The sequence below is a fragment of the Allobosea sp. TBD101 genome (genome assembly GCF_059817965.1).
Genome location: NZ_CM187543.1, coordinates 2,418,720 through 2,439,582, shown reverse-complemented (window position 1 = coordinate 2,439,582; position 20,863 = coordinate 2,418,720). Strand labels below are relative to the sequence as shown.

Below are 20,863 nucleotides of genomic sequence, written 5' to 3'. Positions count from 1 at the left end.
TCGAATGACTCAGGTTTTCGAGGTTTCAGGCATGCATTGCGGCGGCTGCGCCTCGCGCGTCCAGCGTGCCGCGACGGCATTGGCTCCCGGCGCGACCGTGACGCTCGACCCGCCGCGCCTCACCTTGCCGGACGGGGCCAAGCTAGATGCGGAGGCGATCAACAAGGCACTGGCAGAGCTCGGTGATTATCGCGCCAAGCCGTTGGCAGGTTGAAGTTGACCACTAACCCGCGACTTCTTCGTCATGGTCGGGCTTGTCCCGACCATCCACGTCTTCCCTCGTCGAAGATCGTGGTCAAGACGTGGATGCTCGCCACAAGGGCGAGCATGACGGTGTTTGACTACCCTACCCACCGGCCGGACGGGTGATCGAGAACAGGCTCGTCACTTCGGCATAATCGGCATAGCCGCAGCGCGCGATCGGGTTGGCGCCGGCCGTGTCGAAGCGCCCGTCCTTGACGAAGGCGTCGTCGATGAAGATGCCGACGACCTGCCCCAACACCATCCAACGCGGCACGGCCTGCCCATCGATATCGTGCAACTGCTGCACCGAAAGCAGCTTGCATTCGAGCGCGGCCGGCGTGCCGGCGACGCGCGGCGGCTTGACGAAGCGCGACGGCGCCATTTCCAGCCCGGCATGCGCGTACTCGCTCTCGCCGCGCGGCAGCGGCGCCGAGGTCATGTTCATTGGCTGCGCCAGTGCCTTGGTCACCAGCGAGCAGGTGAACTCGCCGGTTTCCTCGACGAAGGCGACGGCGTCCTTCTTGTTCTCCGAGGAGAACATCACGATGTTCGGCCGCGACGAGATCGCGTTGAAGAAGCTGTAGGGCGAGAGATTGACCTCGCCCTTGGCGCTCAGCGCGGTGATCCAGCCGATCGGCCGCGGCGCGACGATCGCCTTGAACGGATCATGCGCGAAGCCGAGATCCGCCTTCGTAGCCGAATAGATCATCGCGTCAGGTCCCGTAATAGCTGACGATATCGGCCATCACCGGCCGGTCGCGATCGGTGATCGGCGCCGTCGGGGTGCCCAGGTGCACGAAGCCGGCCATCCGCTCGTCATCAGCCAGCCCGAAGGCGCTCAGCACCTGCCGGTCGAAGGAGAACCAGTTGGTCAGCCAGGAGCCGGCATAGCCCATGGCATAGGCGGCGACGAGCATGTTCATGCAGACCGCGCCGGCCGAAAGTTCCTGCTCCCAGAGCGGGATCTTGGCGTGCTCGCGTGCCCGCGAAACCACGGCGACGATGACCGGTGCGTGCAGCAGGCGCTTGCGCTCGAACTCGACCTGATCCTCGCTCGCCTGCGGGTTCTTCTCGCGGAAGATGCGCGCGACGGTTCCCGCCGCCTCCTCACGGGCTTCGCCCTTGAACACGATGAAGCGCCAGGGCGCCAGCTTGCCATGGTCGGGCACGCGCGCGGCGATGGCGAGCAATTCGTCGAGCTGGGCGCCGTCGGGGCCGGGAGCCGTGAGGAATTGGGGCGGCACGGAGCGACGCAGCTTGAGCAGCGAGAGCGTATCGGTCATGAAACATCCTGACAGTGGCTTTGGAATTGACCTATTCCTTCGCCATGATGGGGACAAGCGGGCCTGCTCATACATCGCTGCAGAGCCGCCGAGGACGAAAAGCATGCTTGAATTGGAGCATTTTCAAGCGAAGTGGACACCGGTTCGCGTGAAGAAAATGCGACAGACTAAAAAGGCGGAGGATTTTCGCGTTTTATGGAAACGCGAAAATGCTTCAAATGGTTTTGAAGCTGGCCGCCGCCTTGCCAGGGTCGTCTTCGCCATGGCCGTCCTGCTTGCGCCTGCCCTCGCCGGTGCCCAGGCTGTCGATCCCGGCCCCGGCGCCGATGCTCCGGCCCCCGCGCCGCTGCAAGGCCAGCCGGTTGCGCCGAACGGCCTGGCGCGCCTCTCCGTCTCCGCCCAGTTCGCCGCCGACCGCAAGCCGATCCGTTCCGGGCTGAACTGGCGGGTCCTCAGCGAAAGCGCTGACGGCACCTCGTCCCGGATCGTCGCGCGCTCCTCCGAGCCGGAGCCGGCCTTCTCGCTGCCATCAGGCAATTACGTCATCCATGCCGGCTATGGCTTCGCCAGCGGCACCAAGCGCGTCAGCCTCGGTCAGCAGGGCCTGCGCGATCAGGTTCAGATCAGCGCAGGCGCGCTCTCGCTCGCCGGCTCGATCGGCGATGCCCCGATCCCGGCTCCCCTGCTCTCCTTCTCGGTCTTCGTGCCCCTGCAGGGCAACTCCGAAGGCCGGTTGATCACCAGCGGCGCCAAGGCGGGCGAAATCATCCGCCTGCCGGAGGGCACCTATCACGTCGTCTCGACCTATGGCGATTCCAACGCGATCCAGCGTGCCGACGTAAAGGTCGAGACTGGCAAGGTCACGGATGCGACGCTGCATCATCGCGCCGCTAAGGTAACGCTGAAGCTCGTCGCCAGTGCCGGCGGCGAGGCCTTCGCCGGCACCGCCTTCAGCGTGCTGACGCCGGGCGGCGACGTGATCCGCGAGGCGATCGGCGCCTTCCCGCAGGTCATCCTGGCGGAAGGCGACTATGTCCTGATCGCCCGGCAGGAGGGGCAGGTCTACTCGCGCGACTTCAAGGTCGAGTCGGGCAGCGACCGCGATATCGAGGTTCTCGCGAAGTAAGCCTGCAGCCGCTTCGCACGCCCGTTGTCATTCCGGGGCGCGCCACAGGCGCGAACCCGGAACCCACGACTGGGTGGGACATCCGATACGCAGTTGCCAGCGGCTCACCCAGTCGTGGGTTCCGGGTTCTTCGCTACGCGAAGCCCCGGAATGACAAGGGCCGTCAATTCGTCGGCTTCGCGGCTCCGGCCGACTCGATCCTGACCGGGCCGATCCCGGCGACGATCCCGTCGGCCAGCCGCAGCGCGAGGCAGCGATAGCCGGCATCGACCAGATGCAGGCCATCCATGCCGACGAGTTCCTCCGACGTGAACTGGCGGGAATTCGACCAGCCCTTCATCATCGCATAGCGCGGGAACAGCGAGATGCCCTGGTCCTGCGCCGTCTTCGTCAGCACGGCGCGGTAATCGTCGTAATGCGGGTAGCGCCCTTCGCGCGGCAGCCAGGGCAGATCCATCAGGATCATCTCGATCCCGGCCGAGCGGGCCTTGCTCACGCCCTTGCGCAGAATCTTCCCGAGCTTGTCCTCGCCGATATCGCGGATGGCATCGTTGATGACGGTCTGCCAGATCACGATGGCGGGCTTCTCGTCGATCACATCGGTCTGCATGCGCAGCAGCATGTCATAGGCCGACTGGCCGCCGACGCCCTTGTTGACGACCCGAACCTCGGCACCCGGCAGGCGCCGGCGCAACTCGGCCTGAAGGACGGCAGGATAGCTCTTGTCGTCGGCACTCGCGCCGGAGCCGGCCGTGGCCGAGGAGCCCAGCGCCACAATGGTCAGGCGGCCGCTTTCCTGAAGCGCCTTGCGGGCAAGGGGCAAGCTTGGCTGGAAGGCAGTCTTGGCCGCTTCCGTACGGCAGCGCGCATCGAGTGGCGGCGGCAGCGGCGCCGCGCTCGATACCGAATTCAGCGCGAGGAGAAGAAAGGCCGCGGCGACGGTGCGCCACGGGCCGGGGCAGACTCGGCGCTTGCGCCGCGTTTCGTGATCGAACAGTACCACGACAGGAAAATCCCTAACCCTGTCAGGATTGTAGCGCCACCGGCGCATATCAGCAACTGAACGCCCAGATCGAAGGATGTTTCCGCGAGCAGGATCTGCCCGATGATCGAGAGCACGATGCCCGCGCAGAAGACATGCAGCGAATTTTGCCCAGCATGCCCAAGGATGCGGCCGGGCGCGACCTTCGCCATGGCGCCTCCCGCCGGCAGCCAGCGGATCGCCAGCCAGGCCAGCGCGCCGATATGCAGGATGCGCGTCCAGGCGAGATTGGTCTTGTCCGAGCCGAGCTGCACGGAATCGAACCAGTCATTCAACGCTGCGATGCCGGTCGGGTTGCCGCTGGAGGTCTTCACCACCCAGGCGAAGACGATGAAGGCGAGCGCCGCGACATCGAGCCAGACCAGGCGCGGTGCGCGGATGCCAAGCTGCGCCGCCCGGCCGATGATGACGCCGAGCGTAAAGACGACCTGCCAGGCGAAGGGGTTGAAGAACCAGACCCCGGCGCTGCCATTGGGCAGGTTGAGATCGAAGGCAAGCGCCGCCTGCCAGATCGCCAGCGAGCAGGCGAGCGTGAGCAGCGGGCTCATGCGCGCTGCGTAATAGATCGCGGGAAAAAGCGCGAGCAGCACGATATAGAGCGGCAGGATATCGAGATAGGACGGCTGATAGGTCAGCGTCAGCGCGCCGATCAGCGCCTCGACCGTGTCGCGGAAGAAGGGCTGGATGTTGATCGCCTCGATATAGAGCGGGTTCTGCGTCCGCGTCACCGCCGTGGCGACGACGCCGCAGACGATGATGAAGACCGCGAGATGCGCGATGTAGAGCGTCCAGAGCCGGGCGCCGAGCTTCAGCGCCGCGAACGGAAAACCGCGCTGTTCGATCAGCCCGCCATAGGCGAGCGTTGCCGAGACGCCGGCCAGCAAGACGAAGATGTCGGCAGCATCCGAGAAGCCGAAATTATGCGGCGTATAGACTGAGACCACGTTCCCCGGCATGTGATTGATGAAGATGATCAGCAGGGAAAGCCCGCGGATCACATCGATCCGCGCATCCCGCCCCGGCGCGGACAGCACCGCGTCCACGGCCGGTCGGCCGAGAAGCAGGAAGCGCCTGAAGGAAGAATGGGAGGACATGGGAACCGCAGTCCTTCAGCAGGCCGGAAATCAGGATCGAAACGCCGACGGCCGATGCAGGTTCCCGGCTCGCCACCCTCAAGATGAACGTTCGTTGTCGAATTCGTTCATCTGCCGTTCATATAACTCCTGAGGATTCGCGTCACGCGGCGTGTTGTCACAAGCGCGTGTGGCGGATCATCAGCGGCTTTGCGGCAAGGTTGCGACGAAGCGGCGCCGACACGGCAATGTGATGCCTCCTCCCTTCGGAGTCTGGCGCTCAATGACATTGCGCGGGTCATCCCGGGCTTGACCCGGGATCCATCCCGGAGCGCTCCCGATGAAGGTTCAGGCATGGATCCCGGATCTCCGCTTCGCTGCGTCCGGGATGACTCGCGCTTTTGAGAAGTCGTGGTGCGGCGGCGCAAGCCGCCTGTGCGCCTCAGTATGGTGGCTCGGCGTAGACCGGCTTGCCGTCGATCAGCAGGCGCTTGATGGCGGCCTCTCCTGACGACGAGACGGCGGCCACGACCTCGATCCGGGCCTTGTCGGTGGTCTCGATCGCCTTGCCCTCGCCCTGCGGCACGAAATAGCTCTCGAGCCCGTAGGCGATGCGCAGGCGGTTGCGCCGGCCGCTGCAATCGACATCGCCGTTTGCATTGGTGGCGCAGGCCGAGTTCGCGGTGACGCGTCCGGCGATCACAACGATACCGTCGCCGGCCTTGGGCCAGTCGCGCGTCACGCCGGTCGCCTTGGCGAAGCCCTGCTCGTCCCGGCCGAGGCTGACATAGACTCGCTCGCCGCGCTGGAAGCCCGGCTGGCCGGCTGCCTCGACCGTGCTGATCGGATAGGCGAGGATGACATAGTCGCCGCGGAAGAGATCGCGCGGATCGACCGGCACGGTCCGTAGCCGAATCTCCGTCCCGCCCCGCAAAATGCGCGCCCGCTGCTCGACGAGCGCCAGCAGGACGAGCCCCAGCAGCAGCGCGGTTGCCAGCGCGCGCCAGACCAGCGGGACCTTGGCGACGAGGGTATCGGCCGAAAGCGCGCGCATCAGGCGGCTTCCTTCTCAGGCGGGTTGAGGCGGGCGAAGAGGCGCCGCGCGCCGGAAGCGATCGCCAGAAGCGCGGCGCCCGCGACGAGGAAGAACAGCGACTGGTCGAGCAGCGTGCCGATCGTCTGCCAGAGCAGGATCAGGATCGCGACACCGAACAGTACCGAGCCTGCCAGCACCAGCCGCCGGATGCCGCCAACGGACCCGGCCACCACCAGCGCCGTCGCGGCCAGCAGCACGAGGCTCGCGACGATGATCTTGCCGGCCATCGCGGTGACGATGCCGGTCCAGAACACGGCGGGCACCAGCAATGCGAAGGCAAGCCCTGCCGCCAGCGGCCACGCAAAACGCCGCTCGCGAGCGAAGCCCGCCAGCACGGCGACGACAGGAATGGCGACGGCATAGGCCAGGAAGACGAAACGGAAGGCGTGCCCGGCCCGCGCCTCGTCGCGATCGAGGATGCGGATCAGCTCCGTGTTCAGCACCAGCACCAGCCCAAGCAGGCCCCAGGGCAGGCAGGCCGTCAGGACCGAAGGCAGGCCCCGATCGAGCGCCAATGCGCCCAGCGCCACATAGAACACGGCGAGCGCCAACCCATAGGCCAGGAGCCCGTAGTCGAAGCGGTCGAAGAGCCCGTAGCCCGGCGCCATGGCGAGCCAGGAAGCCGCAGCGAGCACGACGAGGTGATGCACCAGCCGGTTGTCGCGCGACAGCGAGAGCCACAGGGCAGGCAGATAGAGGATGAAGAAGCCGAGATGGGCACCGCTGCGCGCCTCCTCCCAGCGCCCGCCGCTCCAGGCGCAGATCGCAATCAGTGCGATCGCCAGCGCGCCGTTCGAGCGCATCAGGACGGCAGCGATCAGGCCGCCAAGCGCGACCAGCAAGGCCCCGGCCGGCCAGTCCGCCGGCAGGTGGTACATCTGGCCGACCAGTGCCAAGCCCGCGCCGAAGATCAGCACGCCACAGGTCACGGCGGCATCGGCGCCGCGCGGCGAGCCCTGGCGCTCGAGCCGGAAGGCATAGGCGATGCAGGCCAGGATGGCCGCGAGGATCATGCCGAGCTTGACGAGGCGGGGGATATCCTCCCAGCCCGCCGCGACGAAGGCGGCGACGCTCGCCGCGATCAGCAGGCCGCCAAGCAGGCCGAGCACGGCCGGCAGGCGGATACCGCCCTGCTCGCGTGCGACCGAACGCCGGATCGCGCCGGCATTCTCGGCGCTGAGCCAGCCCTCGGCGACCCAGCGGGGAAGATCGGCTTCGAGCCGCTTGCGATAGGAGCCTGTCAGCATCGCCGGCAATCTGGCACGGCAGGGCCGGGTTTCGCTAGGGGAGAGCTCCGCCAACGAGCGGAGACAACCACCGGCCGCCCCAAAGCGAAAACACCGCTGTCATTCCGGGGCTTCGCGCAGCGAAGAACCCGGAACCCACGACTGGGTGAAACATCCGACGCTCAGTTACAGGCGGCTCACCCAGTCGTGGGTTCCGGGTTCGCGCCAAAAGGCGCGCCCCGGAATGACAACTGTACGGCGCTACTGCTCAGCCCGCCTTGACGGCCTTCCGGCGCGCCAGATCAGGCGCCAGCGCCTCCTGGCCGAGCGCCGCGAGCGCCTCGTCGAGCGTCATCACGGTCTGCGCCTGGCTGCCGAGGCGGCGGACGGTCACGGTCTTCTCCTCGGCCTCGCGCTTGCCGACGGCGAGAATGACCGGGACCTTGGCCAGCGAGTGCTCGCGCACCTTGTACGAGATCTTCTCGTTGCGCAGGTCGGCGCGGGCGCGCAGGCCTGCCCCCATCAGGGCCATCGTCACATCCTCGGCATAGGCGTCGGCCTCGGAGGTGATGGGGCAGACGACGATCTGCTCGGGCGCCAGCCAGAGCGGGAAATGCCCGGCATGGTGCTCGATCAGGATGCCGGTGAAGCGCTCCAGCGAACCGCAGATGGCGCGATGGACCATGACCGGCTGCTTCTTCTCGCCATCGGCGCCGATATAGAAGGCGCCGAACCGCTCCGGCAGGTTGAAGTCGACCTGCGTCGTGCCGCACTGCCAGTCGCGGCCGATGGCGTCGCGCAGCACATACTCGAATTTCGGCCCGTAGAAGGCGCCCTCGCCCGGATTGATCTCGGTCTTGATCCGGTTGCCGGACTGCTGGGCGATCCGCTCCAGCACGCCGGTCATCACCTGCTCGGCATGGTCCCAGACCGCGTCGGAGCCGACGCGCTTCTCGGGCCGCGTCGAGAGCTTGATCACCAGCTCCTCGGTGAAGCCGAAATCCTCGTAGACCGACAGTATCAGGTCGTTGATCTTCAGGCACTCGGCCGCGAGCTGCTCTTCCGTGCAGAAGATATGCGCGTCGTCCTGCGTGAAGCCGCGCACGCGCATCAGCCCGTGCAGCGCGCCCGAGGGCTCGTAGCGATGGACATTGCCGAATTCGGCAAGCCGGATCGGCAGATCGCGGTAACTCTTCAGACCGTGCTTGAAGATCTGGACATGGCCCGGGCAGTTCATCGGCTTCAGCGCGAAGACGCGATGGTCGCGCTCGGCATCGGCCGGGTTCTCGAAGGCCGAGGCCGACTTCACCGCGAACATGTTGTCCTGGTACCAGCCCCAGTGGCCCGAGGTCTCCCAGAGCGACTTGTCGAGGATCTGCGGCGCATTCACCTCCTCATAGTCGGCGGCAAGGCGCCGGCGCATATAGGCGATGATCTCCTGGAACAGGCGCCAGCCCTTGGAGTGCCAGAACACGACGCCCGGCCCCTCCTCCTGGAAATGGAACAGGTCCATCTCCCGGCCGAGCTTGCGGTGGTCGCGCTTCTCCGCCTCCTCGAGCTGCTTGAGATAGGCGTCGAGCTCTTCCTGCTTCGCGAAGGCGGTGCCGTAGATGCGGGTCAGCATCGCGTTGTTGCTGTCACCGCGCCAATAGGCGCCGGCCGTCTTCATCAGCTTGAAGGCGTTGCCGACCTTGCCGACCGAGGTCATGTGCGGGCCGCGGCAGAGGTCGATCCAGTCGCCCTGCGCATACATCTTCAGCGTCTGGTCGGCGGGGATCGCATCGACCAGCTCGACCTTGTAGGCCTCGCCCTTGGCGGCGAAGAAATCCTTGGCCTTGTCGCGGCTCCAGACTTCCTTGGTGAAGGGTTTGTCGCGCGCGATGATCTCGCGCATCTTCTTCTCGATCGCCGGGAAGTCCTCCGGAGTGAAGGGCTCGTTGCGGGCGAAATCGTAGAAGAACCCGTTCTCGATCACGGGGCCGATCGTCACCTGCGTGCCGGGAAACAGCTCCTGCACGGCCTCGGCGAGGACGTGGGCGGTATCGTGCCGGATCAGCTCGAGCGCACGCGGGTCTTCCCGGTTCAGGAGCTCGATCTTGGCATCGGCAGTGATCGGGTCGGCGAGGTCGACGACGGTGCCGTCGAGCGCCATCGCGACGGTGCGCTTCAGCAGGGAGGGAGAAATGCCCTTGGCGATCTCGACTCCGGTAATGCCGGAGGGAAACTCGCGCTTGGCGCCATCGGGAAATGTCAGGGAGATCGTCATGGATCGCTATCCTGCTCACTCGGGGATACAAGCCCCGTAAGACTAGGCCGGCTACGGATGTGAGGATTGCGTTCCGCCGCCCGTGGCCGGTTCAGCGTCGGAATCGAAAGCCGCCGGCACGTTTGTCCCGCGCCAGCGGCCATAGGACCATGGCCTATACCAGGATGAGTTCGGCGGCAATTCCTCACAGACGATATCGACGCCGCTCGTGCCCCAGGGGTTGCAACGGCAAATTCGCGCGAAACCGGCCCAGCCGCCGCGCCACAATCCAAAGCGCAGGATAGCCTCGTCGGTATAGGCCGAGCAGCTCGGCCAATGCCGGCAATGCCGCCCGACCAGCATGGAAAGGCTCAATTGATAGCCGCGAATGGCGAAATGTGCGGCTTTTCGGGGGAAAAGCGCGACACTTCGCAGCAGCGAAAATCTTTGCTTAACAAAGAGACGCTGAAATAGATCGTCTGCTTCGTTTCGTTCAGCCACAACCAGAACCGCTTCCCTTGCTCGACACCGGAAACATGATGCGCGCCGCTCGCTTTCGCCAAGCCCTCGTTCGCAAAGCCCTGCTCGGTGCCGGGCTGGCCCTTGGTCTCGGCCTCGCCATGCCGGCCTCTGCTCAGCAACGGCCTTACCTGCTCTGGCTCGACGGCGCCAAGCTCGACATCGCCAAGATCATCGGCCTTCCGCCGGCGCAGAACAGCCCCGAGGGCAAGGCCGAGTTCGAGCAGGTCCAGCAGATCACCCTGAACCGGACGCCCGAGCGCGAGAAGGCGGCCATCGCCGACCAGCGCCTTGCGCTGGTCAATTTCCTGAACGGCATGGACACGGGCTATGTCGACGGCACCCATCGCGAGGTCCGGCTGCTCTTCCGCGAGGCCCAGGTCGAGCTCGGCATCCTCCTGAAGAGCGTCCACCGCCTGACCAGCCGCCAGCGCCCGTTCCAGCTCTGGGCGAAGGTCCGCGTCAAGCCCTGCCCCGGCGCGCGGCCGGAAGGCACCTCCTTCCCCTCCGGCCATGCCGCGACCGCTGCGCTCTATGCCGAACTCCTGAAGACCGCGGCGCCCGAGCTCGGCGACAAGCTGGAGCAGCGGGTGAAGAGCTATGGCGAGAGCCGCCTGATCTGCGGCTTCCACTATCCGAGCGACCTCGTCGCCGGCGACAAGGTCGGGCGCGCCGTCGCCAAGGCCCTCCTCGCCGACCAAGCCTTCAAGCTGCGTTTCGACGAGACCGTGCCGGAAATCCGCGTCGCCTTCGGGGTGAAGTAAACGGGCGGCATATCGCCAAGCGGCGTGGAAACGATCGCGGTTCGAACCAACCTTTGTCATTCCGGGGCACGTCGAAGGCGTGAACCCGGAACCCATGACCGGGTGAATCGCCTGCCATCAGGCATTGGATGTTGTACCCGGTCGTGGGTTCCGGGTTCTTCGCTGCGCGAAGCCCCGGAATGACAAAGGCACGGCAAATATCGCGCGCCTAGGCGGCAGCCTCTCGCCGCTTGGCCTCGATCTGGTCGATCGCATCGACCACCGCGTCGAAGGTCAGCATCGTCGAGGCATGGCGCGCCTTGAAGTCGCGCACCGGCACGAGCACGGCGAGATCGGCCCATTTGCCCTCGGGCGGCTCGGCATTGTCCTTCAGGATGGCACGGGCCTGCTCGCGCACCTCCCGCAATTCCGCCGCCGTCGAGCCGACGACATGGCGGGCCATGATCGAGGACGAGGCCTGCCCGAGCGCGCAGGCTTTCACCTCATGGCCGAAGCCGGTCACGACATCGCCTTCCATGGTGACATCGACTGTCACGGTCGAGCCGCATAGCTTCGAGTGCGCGCGCGCCGTCGCATCGGGCGAAGGCAGGCGCTGCAGCAGGGGGATGTTGGCGGCAAGCGAGAGGATGCGCTTGTTGTAGACGTCGTCCAGCATGGCTTGTTCTCTCGCCGGTCTGGAATGACCGGCACGCAGACCCAATATAGGGTTGATCGCCGCAAAACGGGAGGGCATGGGAACCTCTCCCGCCGCGAGGCATCAAACTTGTCGCACCGACCTCGGGAGCCGCAGCCTGCAAGGGCTGGCTCGCGAGGCTTCATCGTCCCAACGGGAGGCACCACATGATCCCTGTGGTTAAGTCCTTGTCCGTCGAGGGGGCCATCGGCCCCTCCGCTGACAAGTTTCTGGTTCGCAAGCCCACGCAGGAAGAGGCCGAAGCCGCTGTCCGCACACTGCTGCTCTGGGCGGGCGACGATCCGTCGCGCGAGGGGCTGGCGGACACGCCGCGCCGCGTCGCCAAGGCTTACAAGGAATTCTACAAGGGCTACGCCGAGGATCCGCATCATATCCTCGACCGCGTCTTCGAGGAGGTCGAGGGCTATCGCGACATGGTCCTCGTCCGCGACATCCCGTTCTATTCGCATTGCGAGCACCATATGGTGCCCTTCGTCGGCAAGGCCCATATCGGCTATTACCCGTCGAAGGGCGTGGTCGGCCTGTCGAAGCTCGCCCGCATCGTCGATGTCTATGCCCGCCGCCTGCAAACGCAGGAGACGATGACGGCCCAGATCGCCGATGTGATCGAGGAGGTGCTGGAGCCGCGCGGCGTCGCCATCCTCGTCGAGGCCGAGCATATGTGCATGTCGATGCGCGGCGTGCAGAAGCAGGGCTCGTCGACGATGACCTCGCAGTATCGCGGCGTTTTCCGGGACGATCCGGCCGAGCAGGTCCGCTTTTTCACGATGGTGAAGTCGCCGGGGCTGTAGGTGCGTTCGACGGCGGGCAGCAACGACTTCGTACCACCCTTGTCATTCCGGAGCTTCGCGGAGCGAAGAACCCGGAACCCACGACCGGGTGAGCCGCCCACAACGCGGCTTGGAATGTCGCACCCCGTCGTGGGTTCCGGGTTCGCGCCTGCGGCGCGCCCCGGAATGACAAAGGGTGGTTCCGACGACGGGTTTCCGATAGCTGTCTGCACCAGTTGGCGGCTCCATTAGCCGCTCCTGGCATTCTCATTACAAGGCGCGTCACGTGACCGCCCTTCCCCGGAGCCTCCATGCCCCTCTTCCCCGCCGCGACCGACAAGCACGCCCTCGAGGAGGGAACGGTGCTCAGCCCCCGCTTCGACGCGAACGGCCTGGTCACGGTCGTCGCGACGGAGGCCGATACCGGCGCGGTGCTGATGGTCGCCCATATGAATGCCGAGGCGCTGAAGCGCTCGATCGAGACTGGCGAGGCCTGGTACTGGTCGCGCTCCCGCAAGGAACTCTGGCACAAGGGCGCGACCTCCGGACAGATCCAGACCATCGTCGAGATGCGGGTCGACTGCGACCAGGATGCACTCTGGATCAAGGTGAAGGTGGCCGGCGACGGCGGCTGCTGTCACACCGGGCGCTGCTCCTGCTTCTACCGGGTCAAGCCGCTGCGGAGCGAGACGGAAAAACCTCTGATCCTCTGCGACTGACAGCTTGAATCCGGCGCGCATCGGCAATGCCGCCGGCATGCCTTCACGGATTCGTCAAAGACAGGCGATAATCGCCGGAGGCTGGCCGTTCATCTTTCGCTCATCGGCTTCTGAGACCCTCTTATTCCATGGAGGGACGGGCCCATGCGGTGGGATGGTGTCGCGCGGCGAGCCTTTGGTCTCGGCGGAGGTGGTGCCGCAATGAACGATATGCGCCCGGTCGAGGGACAGCCGGCCCTGGTCAGACCGAAGATCGGCCTCGCGCTCGGCGGCGGCGCGGCCCGCGGCTGGGCCCATATCGGCGCGCTCGAGGTGCTGATCGAGGCCGGCTTCGCCCCCGATGTCATCGCCGGAACCTCGATCGGCGCCGTGGTCGGCGGCTGCCTCGCGGCCGGCAAGCTGCCTGAGCTCAGCGAATTCGCCACCAGCATGACCAAGCGCCGCATCGTTGGCCTGATGGATTTCCATATCGGCGGCGCCGGGCTGATCGCCGGCAGCCGTCTGAAGCGCCTGCTCGAACAGCATCTGAACGGCATCCGGATCGAGGACCTGAGCCACCGCTTCGTCGCCGTCGCGACCGAGCTCGGATTCGGCCACGAAATCTGGCTGACCCGTGGCCCGCTGGTCGAAGCGCTGACCGCCTCCTACGCGCTGCCCGGCATCTTCGACCCCGTGAAGCTCGGCGGCCGCTGGCTGATGGACGGCGCGCTGGTCAATCCGGTTCCGGTGACGGCGGCGCGCGCGCTCGGCGCCGATGTCGTGATCTGCGTCAACCTCAACAGCGACCTCACCGGCCGCGGCACGACCATCCAGGATCAGAGCTCCGACCCCGACCCGCTCATACCGGAATTGCGTATCCAGCCGGAGCCGCGCTGGTATGACGGGATCAGCGGCGCGGCCAAGCGCGTCCGCAACATCGTCGGCCGCCCGGCGGAGAACCGTCCCGGCCTCGCGGGCGTGATGATCGATGCCTTCAACATCACGCAGGACCGCATCTCGCGCTCGCGGCTGGCGGGTGATCCGCCCGACGTGATGATCGGCCCGAAGCTCGGCCGCATCGGCCTGTTCGACTTCCACCGCGCCGACGAGACAATCGAACTCGGCCGGCAGGCGACGCGCCGGGCGCTCGACGACATCGCCACCCTCGTCGCAGCCAACCATATCGCGCCCGAGAGCTGAGGCCCTCCGGCGGCGCCCGAGCCTACCGGATTTTGCATGGAAACACGCGGGTCATCCCGGGCTTGACCCGGGATCCATGCCGGAGCGCTTCCAATGAAGGTTCAGGCATGGATCCCGGCTCTCCGCTTCGCTACGGCCGGGATGACCCGCGTTTCAATGGAAACGCGAACAGGCTTCCATCACGCCATCGCAATATAGTCGCGCATAGCCTTGCTTTCGGCCTCGATCGCGGCCACGCGGTGCTTGACCACGTCGCCGATCGAAACGAGGCCGGTGACGCGGCCGTTCTCGACCACCGGAACATGGCGGAAGCGGCCAGTCGTCATGATCTCCATCAATTCGTCGACGCTGGTCTGCGGCCGGCAGGTTACGACCTTCGACGTCATCGAGCGCGAGACCGCGCTCTCAAGCGCGCTGGCTCCCAGCTCACCAAGCGCCCGGATGATGTCGCGTTCGGACAGGATGCCCACGAGCGCCCCATCCGCACCCATGACGACAACGGCGCCGATGCGCTTCTCGCTCAGCGTGCGGATCGCCTCGGCCAGCGTCCGATGCGGCTGCACCGAGATCACATCGTGCCCCTTGCCGCTCAGCAACTGCTCGACATTCATGGCCAACCCTCCTCGCAGGCGCGCCGTTGCCGGCGCGCGGTTTCGCTGGAACTTCGCGAGGGCCGGCAAGTCTCTCGATGCCGGGCCGGCTCGGGAAGTGCTTCGCAATAAGGTGAGTGTGGGCGAAGACCTTGGCGCAGGCAAGGTTTCCGAAATGGTTCTAAGGAGCCTGCGAATACGGACCCGCCATCCGCTTCAGCTCCGCTTCTGCCCCCGGTCGAGCAGCGGAAACAGCATGAGTCCGACGACGAAGCCGCCGATATGGGCTTCCCAGGCGATGCTGGTCTCCTCGCCGAAGATCGGCACCAGCCCCGCGCCGAACAGGATGTTCGTCACGAACCAGATCGCGATGAACAGCAGGGCGCGCGAATTGCGCCAGAGCTGCCCGAACGGCTCGGCCGGAATCGCGCGCACGACCGCATCGTCGCCGAGCTCACCGAAGCGCAGGCCGGGCGCGAAGACGAAACGGATCGCCGCTGCCGTCGCCCCCGAGATGCCCGCCGAGGCGCCGACGAGCGGCAGCACGTCGAGATCCCGCGACCACCAATGCAGCAGCGCCCCTCCGATGGTCGCCAGAGCCATCAGATTGAGGAAGCGCCCCGTCCCGAGCCGCCGCGCGACCGGGCTGCCGAAAGCCGCAAGCCAGACCGCGTTGGAGACGAGATGCAGCCAGGAGCCGTGCAGCAGGCCATAGGTCAGGACCGTCCAGAGCCTGACCCCGCCATCGGCCAGCAGCAGCCGGACGAGCTGGAGCCGCTCGACGACGTCCTGTCCTGCAGTGAGCTGCGCCATCGCGCCGACGACATCGTCGATCCGTCCCGGCGAGAGCCAGAGCGTCAGGCGTGCCGGCACGAAGGCGAGCCAGGACATCAGCACGTAGTCGTCATAGTCCGACAGCAGCGAGCGGCCGGCCTGGATCAGGACCAGGACCACCAGCAGCCAGACCACAGCGGACGGCAGGTTGAAGACGGGCTCGCGCCGCGGCGGTGGAGAATATTGGGAAGACATGCGGCCGTCACACTTGCCGAAGCACCGGTACGGCGCAAGCGGCAGACCAGCCCGACTCAACGAAAAAGGGGAGCGGCTCGCGCCGTCCCCTTTTTCGCCGGCTGTGAGGCCGCCCGGTCGTACCGAGCGGCTGGCTCACGCCCCCCTCCACCTCGTGCTGCGCATGCTGTCCGCATCCGCGAATTCCGAAGCGATTGATGCGCATTTTAACGATCATCCACAATCGTAAGACTTGATTAACCCTAACGCCCCTGCCGCCTCCCCCGACTCAGTGCGGGGTGGCAAGACGGCACGGCGAATGCGTCAGCGATCTTCTGAGAGATTGATTCGTCCTCCTTTCGAACGGTTCCGCGTCGTCTTCGGACGTCGGGCCGCTCCAGGGAGAGACAGACGGGCGATATGGGCACAGAATGAAGAACGCGAGCACACGTCTGGTTTTCGAATATTGGGACGGGCTGCGCGGCGAGCGGGCCGCGCCGGAGCGTGGCGAGATCGAGCCCGGAGCCTTGCGGCATGCCCTGGCCGATACCTTCGTGCTGGAAAACGAGCCGATCGGCCCGGTCTTCCGGTTGGCGGGTACGCGGCTCTGCGCCCTGATCGGCAGGGAACTGCGCGGCCGCGCCTTCACGGCGCTTTGGGCCGATGTCGAGGCCCAGAGCGATATGCGCCGCCTCGTCCAGACCGTGATGGACGAGAGTGCCGGCGCGGTCGCCGGCCTCTCCGGCAAGTCGGTCACCGGCACGCCGATCTATCTCGAATTGCTGCTGCTGCCGCTGCGCTACCGGGGCCGCACCCACGCCCGTGTGCTCGGCGCGCTCTCGCCCGCCCTGTCACCGGACTGGCTCGGCCTCGACACCATCGAATCGATGCGGATGATCTCGCTCAGGATGCTCTGGCCTGCGGCGACCGCACGCCCACCCGTCACGCCGCGCCGTGCCGAACCGCCCCGTCTCGTGGTATTACCGGGCGGGCGGGCCTGAGCGGAACGATACGTTAACCGAAACCCGCCTAGGATTATCGGGGAATCTAGGTCGGTTATTGATGTTGAGCGCCCTCAAAACGCCTCGAGCGGCTGCCTTTCCTGCTGAGCGCAGGCGGCATTTCCGTATGAAAGTGGTGTTGTTGGGTCGCTACATGCTGCCGAACCGCATGGAATATCCCTGCCAGACGATCGACATCTCACCCGGCGGCGTTCACCTCGCCGCGCCCGCCAAGGCCAAGCCCGGCGAGCGCGTCATCGTCTATCTCGAGCATCTCGGCCGCATCGAGGGCGCCTGCGTGCGCACCACGGCCGAGGGTTTCGCGATGACCATCACGGCGACCAGCCGCAAGCGCGAGAAATTCACCGCCCAGCTGACCTGGCTTGCCAATCGCGAAGAGCTCGGCCTGCCCGAGGATCGCCGCCACGAGCGCATCGTGCCGCGCAACCCGCGTTCGACCCTGGTGTTGGATGACGGCGCCGAGCATATCGTGCGCATTATCGATATCTCGCTCTCGGGCGCCGCCTTCTCCAGCGATCTCGACCTGCCGATCAACACGCCGGTCCGCCTCGGCACGACGCCGGCGCGTGTCGTCCGCCGCTTCGACGGCGGCTATGCGGCCGAGTTCCGCTTCCCGCTCTCGGCCGACCTGCTCGACGAGAATCTCGAGCTCTGAAGCCCGCATCGCGGGCTTTCAGCGTCCTCCATAGCGTCAGCTCGCAGAGCGCCGCTTGGCGTCCGCCGCCTTGAATAGCGCAACCTGATCGGCCTGCGCCTTCCGAAAGACCGAGCGGCCGGTGACGCGGGCGACATAGGCCTCGCTCGCCGGCCGGTCGCCGAAGGCACGGACCTTCTCGACCCGCAGCACATCCGCCATCGGCAGGTCGGCTACCGTGAAGCGGCCGGCGGCGAGCCATTCGCGCTCGCTCAGCACCTGTTCGAGCTGACCGAGGCGCAGGCCCATCCAGCCCGTCAGCGGATTGTCGGCGGCTCCGGTGACGGTCAGGAACCACCAGGGCACGCTGACCATCTCGATCGCGTTGAGCGCGGCCAGCGTCCATTGCAGCGTTTCCGCTTCCGCGACCGGATCGATCGGCATCAGCTTCTCGCTCTTGCGCGCCAGGTGCAGCAGCCCTGCCCCGCTCTCGAACAGCTTCGCCGCGCCATCGTCCAGGAACGGGATCTGCCCGAAGGGCTGGCGCGAGAGATGATTGGTCTCGCGCCCATCGAAAGGAATGGTGCGGACGTCATAAGCGAGGCCCGCCTCCTCGCAGGCCCATCGCAGCCTTAGGTCGCGCACGAAACCGCGGGGGCCCCTCGGGGACCCAGTCATAGGTCCAGATGGTCAGTGCACTCATCAAGGCGCCCCTCTGCATGGTTCGATCGGCAATAACCCCTCATCGAGCGCGCACGTTCCAGTCGATCCGGCGAGACCACATTTCCGAGGTCACAGCAGCCCTTTCGGCCGCTTCGGCGCGGTAACGATTGCGTAGGTTAATCAGTCCTTTCTGTACAACGAACAATTAAGGGTTAACGTTTGGTTTTACGATCGACGCAAATCGTTACTTCCGCTTTCGAACAAGGTTGAGGCTGATCTTTACTTGGCCACCGCACCGGCCGAATACATAAATTTGTACGTTTCCATTTCAGCTCGAATCCATCCGCCGCCGCGCATCGTCATCCCCGGGACAGAAAGGGGACGACATGCTTTCACTCCACCGCAATCTGATTGGTACCGCTCTCGCCGCCATGGTCGCCATGGCCGGGGCAAGCGCGGCTCAGGCTCAGGGTTCGGCCGGCATTCCGGTCGCGAGCCTCCCGGCCGAAGCCTCCGGCGACGCCCGCGCACCCTATGCCTGGACGGATTTCTGCAAGCGCACGCCGTCCGAATGCCGCGTCGACACCCGCGAGGCTGAGCGGATCGAGCTGAATTCGAAGCTCTGGAAGACGATCGTCGCGGTCAACAACAATGCCAACCGCGAGATCGAGGCGATCACCGACCAGGATCACTGGGGCGTCGTCGACCGCTGGGACATCCCCACGGACGGCAAGGGCGACTGCGAGGACTATGTGCTGCTGAAGCGCAAGCGCTTGGCCGAGGCCGGTCTGCCGCGTCGCGCCATGCTGGTCACCGTCGTGATCGACGAGGAGAATGCCGGCCATGCCGTGCTGATGATCCGCACCGATCGCGGCGACTTCGTCCTCGACAACAAGCGCAACGCGATCCTGCCCTGGAGCCAGACCGGCTACGTCTACGTCAAGCGGGAGTCGCAGTACCGCACCGGCTGGACCTCGCTCGGCGGCGCGCAGACCCCGACGGTCGCCTCGGTGCAGCGTTGATGGAATCCGTCGCAGCCCGATTTCAGCTGCGTCGATAAGGACGGCGAGGCTCGGTCACGTCCCCACCCACCCGTCCCCAAGGGATCGGGTTTCGCCAAGGGCCGGCTTTCCTCCGCGGAAAGCCGGCCCGCTTCGTTTGAGCTTCAGTCGAGCCGTTCGAGCCCGGCCGCGAATTGCCGCCAGCGCTGGACATAGGCCTTCGCCGAAGCGGTGATCCCTTCCGCAGCCTTGTCGTCGAGCGTCCGGACCGCCCGCGCCGGCGAGCCGACGATCAGCGAATTGTCGGGAAATTCCTTGCCTTCGGTCACCAGCGCATTGGCGCCGACGAGGCTGTTGCGGCCGATCTTGGCACCGTTGAGCACGGTCGCGCCCATCCCGACCAGGCTGTTCTCGCCGATCGTGCAGCCATGCAGGATGGCGCGATGACCGATCGTGCAATTGGCGCCGACCGTCAGCGGATAGCCCATGTCGGTATGGAGCACGCAGCCTTCCTGGAGGTTGCTGCCCTCGCCGATCGTGATCCACTCGTTGTCGCCGCGCAGCACGGCGCCGAACCAGATTCCCACTCCGGCCGCCAGCCTGACGCGGCCGATGACATGCGCGTCGGGCGCGAGCCACCACTCTCCGGCTTCCGCGGTTTCCGGCCTAGTTCCATCGAGCGCATAGAGGGGCATCGGCTTGTCCTGACGGTTCGAGCCCTCAGGATTGCAGGCGGGCGACGCCTGTCGTCAAGCGCCGAGGAGATGCAGCAGGTCGAGCACGATGCGGCCCGAGACCAGGCTCCAGATGCCGGCGGTCATGCCCGCGAGCATGAGGAAGGAAACCGGGCGCCCGTCGTTCTGCCGGCCGCGCACCGTGTTGCGCAGGATCAGGAAGGGCGCGCTGAAGACCACCACCGGCACGCTGGCGATGGCGGCAAGCCCGCCGGTCTGCAGAAGCGTGAAATCGGCGCGCCGCTCCGTGAACAGCTCGAACGCGCTGGCCAGCAGTCCCGCGAAAGCGAATCCGAGGAACAGGGATTGCAGCGCCTCGACGAAGGCAGGCTGGATGGTCACGGACGCAACTCTCAACCGGAACGACGCCCGAGCCTGCCGCATGGTTTACGAACTGTGAAGGACAGACTTTACCGATGGTTAACCGTATCGGCCCGGTTATGGTTTACGCCGCATTAAGCCGGGGATGATTCAGTGGTTGCGACTTGATCGCAAGGCACCGGAATGACCGCATCGCTGCCCTATCACCGGCCCGGCCACCAGGCCGCTCATATCACTTCGATGGTGCGCATGCGTCTGCAACAGCGGGCTGCCCCGCTCCCGCGCGCGGACGGCGCCTTGCTGAAGGCGATGCTGCTGATCCTGACGGCGGGTGTGCTCGCAACCGGCCTCGCGGTCTACCTCACCCAGCAGCGCGACGAGCCGACGGCTGCCCCGCAGCCCGCTCGCGTCGGCGAGGTCGCCTTGATGATCCCGAAGGAGCTCACCGGTATCGAGGACGATGGCGATACGAGCCGGCTCGTCGGCATGGTGCGCCTGCGCCTGGATTGGCCGAACCTCGGCCCGGCCCAACCGGATAACCGCAAGCGGCTGCTGATCACGCTGAGCCCGCCCGACCGGGTCAACGAGCCGGCCCGGCAGCTCGCGACCTATGCCCGCTTCCTGACGCCGACCGTCTGGTCGAACCCCGGCGGTCTTGTGGTGCGCGGCTTCCGCAAGGGCTCGCCCTTCGAGAACGACGAGTTCTACGTCTCCGTCCCCGACGGAAAGGGCTTCGCCGCGCGCTGCCCGATCGAGACCGGCGCCGGCCTCGAGGAACCCTGCCGCATCACCTTCCAGCATCGTGGCATGGATGTGAATATCCGCTTCCCCCGCGCCATCATCGCCGATTGGGCGGTGATGCTGGGGGGTGTCAGGCGGACGCTCGACGGGCTGATCCGCTAGGAAGCAGT

23 protein-coding genes and 1 pseudogene are annotated in these 20,863 nt (G+C 66.1%); 10 read left to right on the top strand and 14 right to left on the bottom strand.

The genetic code is table 11. The features are described 5' to 3' along the window. The first annotated feature begins 4 nt into the window (after positions 1-4). Positions 5-214, top strand: a complete 210-nt coding sequence (locus AC6RIC_RS11900; RefSeq protein WP_454656479.1) for a heavy-metal-associated domain-containing protein — start codon at positions 5-7, stop codon at positions 212-214. Between the two features lie 132 nt (positions 215-346). On the opposite strand, the gene AC6RIC_RS11895 is transcribed toward AC6RIC_RS11900, so the two are convergent. Both AC6RIC_RS11895 and AC6RIC_RS11890 read right to left on the bottom strand, forming a co-directional pair. Further along, entirely contained in the window at positions 347-952 is a 606-nt protein-coding gene (locus AC6RIC_RS11895) for a flavin reductase family protein (protein WP_454656478.1), read from the bottom strand. Positions 953-956: 4 nt separating this feature from the next. Continuing rightward, entirely contained in the window at positions 957-1,526 is a 570-nt protein-coding gene (locus AC6RIC_RS11890; protein ID WP_454656477.1) for a nitroreductase family protein, read from the bottom strand. A gap of 262 nt (positions 1,527-1,788) precedes the next feature. On the opposite strand from AC6RIC_RS11890, the gene AC6RIC_RS11885 reads away from it, so the two are divergent. After that, positions 1,789-2,652, top strand: a complete 864-nt coding sequence (locus AC6RIC_RS11885) for an RgsD C-terminal domain-containing protein (protein WP_454656476.1) — start codon at positions 1,789-1,791, stop codon at positions 2,650-2,652. A gap of 163 nt (positions 2,653-2,815) precedes the next feature. Here AC6RIC_RS11885 and AC6RIC_RS11880 read toward each other — a convergent pair whose 3' ends face one another. The 6 genes from AC6RIC_RS11880 to yidD form a co-directional block, all read right to left on the bottom strand. Beyond that, positions 2,816-3,475 (bottom strand): SGNH/GDSL hydrolase family protein, encoded by a 660-nt coding sequence (locus tag AC6RIC_RS11880; RefSeq protein ID WP_499736317.1) that lies wholly within the window; start codon positions 3,473-3,475, stop codon positions 2,816-2,818. An 86-nt stretch (positions 3,476-3,561) separates the two neighbouring features. Continuing rightward, positions 3,562-4,788, bottom strand: a complete 1,227-nt coding sequence (locus tag AC6RIC_RS11875; protein ID WP_499736316.1) for an OpgC family protein — start codon at positions 4,786-4,788, stop codon at positions 3,562-3,564. A gap of 421 nt (positions 4,789-5,209) precedes the next feature. Next, positions 5,210-5,821: a GDYXXLXY domain-containing protein gene (locus tag AC6RIC_RS11870; RefSeq protein WP_499736315.1), complete on the bottom strand. Its 612-nt coding sequence runs from the start codon at positions 5,819-5,821 to the stop codon at positions 5,210-5,212. Then, positions 5,821-7,110 (bottom strand): DUF2157 domain-containing protein, encoded by a 1,290-nt coding sequence (locus AC6RIC_RS11865; RefSeq protein ID WP_499736314.1) that lies wholly within the window; start codon positions 7,108-7,110, stop codon positions 5,821-5,823. The genes AC6RIC_RS11870 and AC6RIC_RS11865 overlap by 1 nt, the downstream gene beginning before the upstream one ends. A 247-nt stretch (positions 7,111-7,357) precedes the next feature. Next, positions 7,358-9,355, bottom strand: a complete 1,998-nt coding sequence (gene thrS, locus AC6RIC_RS11860; protein ID WP_499736313.1) for a threonine--tRNA ligase — start codon at positions 9,353-9,355, stop codon at positions 7,358-7,360. Positions 9,356-9,406: 51 nt separating this feature from the next. Further along, positions 9,407-9,697: a membrane protein insertion efficiency factor YidD gene (gene yidD / locus AC6RIC_RS11855; protein ID WP_499736589.1), complete on the bottom strand. Its 291-nt coding sequence runs from the start codon at positions 9,695-9,697 to the stop codon at positions 9,407-9,409. Positions 9,698-9,870: 173 nt separating this feature from the next. On the opposite strand from yidD, the gene AC6RIC_RS11850 reads away from it, so the two are divergent. Continuing rightward, complete coding sequence (locus AC6RIC_RS11850; RefSeq protein WP_499736312.1) at positions 9,871-10,617, top strand: phosphatase PAP2 family protein; 747 nt, start codon at positions 9,871-9,873, stop codon at positions 10,615-10,617. Positions 10,618-10,825: 208 nt separating this feature from the next. Here the strand turns inward: AC6RIC_RS11850 and AC6RIC_RS11845 are convergent, their stop codons facing one another. Next, positions 10,826-11,272, bottom strand: a complete 447-nt coding sequence (locus AC6RIC_RS11845; RefSeq protein ID WP_061967062.1) for an iron-sulfur cluster assembly scaffold protein — start codon at positions 11,270-11,272, stop codon at positions 10,826-10,828. 185 nt (positions 11,273-11,457) lie between these two features. On the opposite strand from AC6RIC_RS11845, the gene folE reads away from it, so the two are divergent. The 3 genes from folE (at position 11,458) to AC6RIC_RS11830 (ending at position 13,979) form a co-directional block, all read left to right on the top strand. Then, positions 11,458-12,102 carry a GTP cyclohydrolase I FolE gene (gene folE / locus AC6RIC_RS11840; RefSeq protein ID WP_291922946.1) on the top strand — a complete coding sequence of 215 codons (645 nt, stop codon included), beginning with the start codon at positions 11,458-11,460 and terminating at the stop codon, positions 12,100-12,102. Between the two features lie 290 nt (positions 12,103-12,392). Continuing rightward, positions 12,393-12,800: a phosphoribosyl-AMP cyclohydrolase gene (gene hisI, locus AC6RIC_RS11835; RefSeq protein WP_454656469.1), complete on the top strand. Its 408-nt coding sequence runs from the start codon at positions 12,393-12,395 to the stop codon at positions 12,798-12,800. A 201-nt stretch (positions 12,801-13,001) separates the two neighbouring features. Then, entirely contained in the window at positions 13,002-13,979 is a 978-nt protein-coding gene (locus AC6RIC_RS11830; protein ID WP_454656468.1) for a patatin-like phospholipase family protein, read from the top strand. Between the two features lie 179 nt (positions 13,980-14,158). On the opposite strand, the gene AC6RIC_RS11825 is transcribed toward AC6RIC_RS11830, so the two are convergent. Continuing rightward, complete coding sequence (locus AC6RIC_RS11825) at positions 14,159-14,590, bottom strand: CBS domain-containing protein (protein ID WP_454656467.1); 432 nt, start codon at positions 14,588-14,590, stop codon at positions 14,159-14,161. A 195-nt stretch (positions 14,591-14,785) separates the two neighbouring features. Next, positions 14,786-15,598: a rhomboid family intramembrane serine protease gene (locus tag AC6RIC_RS11820; protein WP_499736311.1), complete on the bottom strand. Its 813-nt coding sequence runs from the start codon at positions 15,596-15,598 to the stop codon at positions 14,786-14,788. A gap of 410 nt (positions 15,599-16,008) precedes the next feature. On the opposite strand from AC6RIC_RS11820, the gene AC6RIC_RS11815 reads away from it, so the two are divergent. Further along, complete coding sequence (locus AC6RIC_RS11815; RefSeq protein ID WP_454656465.1) at positions 16,009-16,578, top strand: PAS domain-containing protein; 570 nt, start codon at positions 16,009-16,011, stop codon at positions 16,576-16,578. A 61-nt stretch (positions 16,579-16,639) separates the two neighbouring features. Further along, complete coding sequence (locus tag AC6RIC_RS11810) at positions 16,640-17,254, top strand: PilZ domain-containing protein (RefSeq protein ID WP_454656464.1); 615 nt, start codon at positions 16,640-16,642, stop codon at positions 17,252-17,254. A 36-nt stretch (positions 17,255-17,290) separates the two neighbouring features. Here AC6RIC_RS11810 and AC6RIC_RS11805 read toward each other — a convergent pair. Beyond that, a pseudogene (locus AC6RIC_RS11805) lies at positions 17,291-17,936 on the bottom strand (glutathione S-transferase family protein). Between the two features lie 346 nt (positions 17,937-18,282). On the opposite strand from AC6RIC_RS11805, the gene AC6RIC_RS11800 reads away from it, so the two are divergent. After that, the gene (locus AC6RIC_RS11800; protein WP_454656463.1) at positions 18,283-18,918 is read left to right on the top strand and encodes a transglutaminase-like cysteine peptidase; all 636 of its coding nucleotides are present in this window, start codon (positions 18,283-18,285) and stop codon (positions 18,916-18,918) included. 143 nt (positions 18,919-19,061) lie between these two features. Here the strand turns inward: AC6RIC_RS11800 and AC6RIC_RS11795 are convergent, their stop codons facing one another. Next, entirely contained in the window at positions 19,062-19,592 is a 531-nt protein-coding gene (locus tag AC6RIC_RS11795; protein ID WP_499736310.1) for a gamma carbonic anhydrase family protein, read from the bottom strand. Positions 19,593-19,646: 54 nt separating this feature from the next. After that, positions 19,647-19,973 (bottom strand): DUF6949 family protein, encoded by a 327-nt coding sequence (locus AC6RIC_RS11790; protein ID WP_499736309.1) that lies wholly within the window; start codon positions 19,971-19,973, stop codon positions 19,647-19,649. Between the two features lie 162 nt (positions 19,974-20,135). Here AC6RIC_RS11790 and AC6RIC_RS11785 point away from each other — a divergent pair, with 162 nt between their 5' ends. Then, on the top strand, positions 20,136-20,855 hold the full coding sequence (locus AC6RIC_RS11785; protein WP_454656460.1) for a hypothetical protein: 720 nt from the start codon (positions 20,136-20,138) through the stop codon (positions 20,853-20,855). The last annotated feature ends 8 nt before the right edge of the window (positions 20,856-20,863 follow it).

Excerpts from the sequence above, each read along its gene's own strand:
- AC6RIC_RS11900 (WP_454656479.1), top strand. The coding sequence starts at position 5 with ATGACTCAGGTTTTCGAGGTTTCAGGCATGCATTGCGGCGGCTGCGCC.
- AC6RIC_RS11895 (WP_454656478.1), bottom strand. The coding sequence starts at position 952 with ATGATCTATTCGGCTACGAAGGCGGATCTCGGCTTCGCGCATGATCCG.
- AC6RIC_RS11890 (WP_454656477.1), bottom strand. The coding sequence starts at position 1,526 with ATGACCGATACGCTCTCGCTGCTCAAGCTGCGTCGCTCCGTGCCGCCC.
- AC6RIC_RS11885 (WP_454656476.1), top strand. The coding sequence starts at position 1,789 with ATGGCCGTCCTGCTTGCGCCTGCCCTCGCCGGTGCCCAGGCTGTCGAT.
- AC6RIC_RS11875 (WP_499736316.1), bottom strand. The coding sequence starts at position 4,788 with ATGTCCTCCCATTCTTCCTTCAGGCGCTTCCTGCTTCTCGGCCGACCG.
- AC6RIC_RS11870 (WP_499736315.1), bottom strand. The coding sequence starts at position 5,821 with ATGCGCGCGCTTTCGGCCGATACCCTCGTCGCCAAGGTCCCGCTGGTC.
- AC6RIC_RS11865 (WP_499736314.1), bottom strand. The coding sequence starts at position 7,110 with ATGCTGACAGGCTCCTATCGCAAGCGGCTCGAAGCCGATCTTCCCCGC.
- thrS (WP_499736313.1), bottom strand. The coding sequence starts at position 9,355 with ATGACGATCTCCCTGACATTTCCCGATGGCGCCAAGCGCGAGTTTCCC.
- yidD (WP_499736589.1), bottom strand. The coding sequence starts at position 9,697 with ATGCTGGTCGGGCGGCATTGCCGGCATTGGCCGAGCTGCTCGGCCTAT.
- AC6RIC_RS11850 (WP_499736312.1), top strand. The coding sequence starts at position 9,871 with ATGATGCGCGCCGCTCGCTTTCGCCAAGCCCTCGTTCGCAAAGCCCTG.
- AC6RIC_RS11845 (WP_061967062.1), bottom strand. The coding sequence starts at position 11,272 with ATGCTGGACGACGTCTACAACAAGCGCATCCTCTCGCTTGCCGCCAAC.
- folE (WP_291922946.1), top strand. The coding sequence starts at position 11,458 with ATGATCCCTGTGGTTAAGTCCTTGTCCGTCGAGGGGGCCATCGGCCCC.
- hisI (WP_454656469.1), top strand. The coding sequence starts at position 12,393 with ATGCCCCTCTTCCCCGCCGCGACCGACAAGCACGCCCTCGAGGAGGGA.
- AC6RIC_RS11830 (WP_454656468.1), top strand. The coding sequence starts at position 13,002 with ATGAACGATATGCGCCCGGTCGAGGGACAGCCGGCCCTGGTCAGACCG.
- AC6RIC_RS11825 (WP_454656467.1), bottom strand. The coding sequence starts at position 14,590 with ATGAATGTCGAGCAGTTGCTGAGCGGCAAGGGGCACGATGTGATCTCG.
- AC6RIC_RS11820 (WP_499736311.1), bottom strand. The coding sequence starts at position 15,598 with ATGTCTTCCCAATATTCTCCACCGCCGCGGCGCGAGCCCGTCTTCAAC.
- AC6RIC_RS11815 (WP_454656465.1), top strand. The coding sequence starts at position 16,009 with ATGAAGAACGCGAGCACACGTCTGGTTTTCGAATATTGGGACGGGCTG.
- AC6RIC_RS11810 (WP_454656464.1), top strand. The coding sequence starts at position 16,640 with ATGTTGAGCGCCCTCAAAACGCCTCGAGCGGCTGCCTTTCCTGCTGAG.
- AC6RIC_RS11800 (WP_454656463.1), top strand. The coding sequence starts at position 18,283 with ATGCTTTCACTCCACCGCAATCTGATTGGTACCGCTCTCGCCGCCATG.
- AC6RIC_RS11795 (WP_499736310.1), bottom strand. The coding sequence starts at position 19,592 with ATGCCCCTCTATGCGCTCGATGGAACTAGGCCGGAAACCGCGGAAGCC.
- AC6RIC_RS11785 (WP_454656460.1), top strand. The coding sequence starts at position 20,136 with ATGACCGCATCGCTGCCCTATCACCGGCCCGGCCACCAGGCCGCTCAT.